Origin of the sequence: Porcipelethomonas ammoniilytica, from assembly GCF_025567485.1 — a bacterium.
Classification (GTDB): Bacteria; Bacillota; Clostridia; order Oscillospirales; family Ruminococcaceae; genus Porcipelethomonas; species Porcipelethomonas ammoniilytica.
On record NZ_JAOQKH010000069.1, the window covers coordinates 1 to 1,486 of the forward strand.

General features: G+C 28.9%; 3 protein-coding genes. All 3 read right to left on the minus strand.

Annotated elements, in window-relative coordinates; all coding sequences use genetic code 11:
• Nucleotides 1-66: 66 nt before the first annotated feature.
• The 3 genes from OCV67_RS13230 to OCV67_RS13240 all read right to left on the minus strand — a co-directional run bounded on the left by OCV67_RS13230 (nt 67) and on the right by OCV67_RS13240 (nt 1,344).
• Entirely contained in the window at nt 67-291 is a 225-nt protein-coding gene (locus tag OCV67_RS13230; RefSeq protein ID WP_147644394.1) for a hypothetical protein, read from the minus strand.
• Nucleotides 292-633: 342 nt separating this feature from the next.
• Nucleotides 634-1,164 (minus strand): hypothetical protein, encoded by a 531-nt coding sequence (locus OCV67_RS13235; RefSeq protein ID WP_147644395.1) that lies wholly within the window; start codon nt 1,162-1,164, stop codon nt 634-636.
• Between the two features lie 36 nt (nt 1,165-1,200).
• Nucleotides 1,201-1,344, minus strand: a complete 144-nt coding sequence (locus OCV67_RS13240) for a hypothetical protein (RefSeq protein WP_178085181.1) — start codon at nt 1,342-1,344, stop codon at nt 1,201-1,203.
• Nucleotides 1,345-1,486: the final 142 nt, after the last annotated feature.

Consider the following 1,486-nt stretch of genomic DNA (forward strand, 5'->3'; position numbering starts at 1 on the left):
TTTTATAATCTTAATCGCATTCACTCGGCTATTAATTATTTGTCGCCCATTCATTTTGAAAAATCTTTACTTTCTTCTTAATTCTTTTCGCCTTTTTGTGTCCAGTTTATTGACTATGGTCCAATTCCCAAGAAGAGCTGAAAACTGTATCTGATGCTTAAAAAACGATTCATCGTTATCCTTAATGTTCCATCCCGTTCTCATATATGCCCTGTATACTTCTTCGGTAACTTCAACATTTTCATATTTACCGTTAGCTGTATTTCTAACGCTGATTATGTACTTGTTCATCTTTTCACCTCCGATCTGATAACTTTTTAATCAGACCGAAGGCTATGGATATTCGGCAATATAGCATTGCCACTTAAAAACAGGCATAAAAAAAGCTCCATCCCGCCTTTAAAGCGGAACAGAGTTATTTTAAAAAAATAAGGAGTTAACAATGCTTTAAAAGCTTGTTACTCCTTTTATTATATTGCTTTTTTTACTTGCTTTTTGTAGATTTGTGTTTCTTTTTAGTTTTTTATATATTTTAATCTTTATTCATTGATTCTTTCTTATTATTTTGAAGTTATATATAAAGAAGAGCAAAACTCGCTTAAAACAAGTTTTGCCCTAAAAATTATAATATAGTTATTTACTAGATAATTCAACTAATGCAAAATCATCCGCTGCATGATAAGTTGGAACACTCACAACTAAAGAATACGGAGTAATATAAAACTTATATCCCCCCCATTTTTCCTTAAAAGCTTTTAATAACATATCATCATCTTTAGAATTTATTAAATCCATTAATTGTTCATTTGTTGCTGTTGCAACCCCTTCCATCATAGGTATTGTTGTTGCTCTTTTTGCATTCTTTATATTTTTTATAAATTCTTCGTTTATATCTACAAAATCAGATAATTCAAGCTGTAAACCATTTGTGATATTAAATGTCATACTATACACACCATAATTAGGATGCATTCCCGTTTCTATATAACTAGTTCCCAATAGAACAAAACTAAAAATTTCATCTGTATGGAGTGTTACTTGACACTTCATTGTAGTTATCAATTGCAATTCAGGATAAAGTTTTTTAGAATTATAAACTAAATCTTTTAATACTGTATTTTTTATACTTTCATTAATTTTCCTTTCATTATTTCTATTCTGCAATCCATTTATTTGCGGAAATTCAATGTAAATATCATTTTATTTATAATCTGTGTATGTTGCAATCTCAAAATTATAACTTTCATCTCTAACAGTATTACCTTTCATTTTGTACTGAGTATCACTTAAACTTAATAATGTTAAACAAAGAAAATTAACAATAATTACAACAATTTTTTTCATTAAACGGCTCCTTCAAATGATATTTCTCTATATTTTTTTACAACTGCACCAGGGTAAGTCACATATGTTGCTTGACACGCAAAATGCAAAAAAGTGACAAGCAAAGTGCAAAACTTTTGACACGCAAAATGCAAAAAAGACC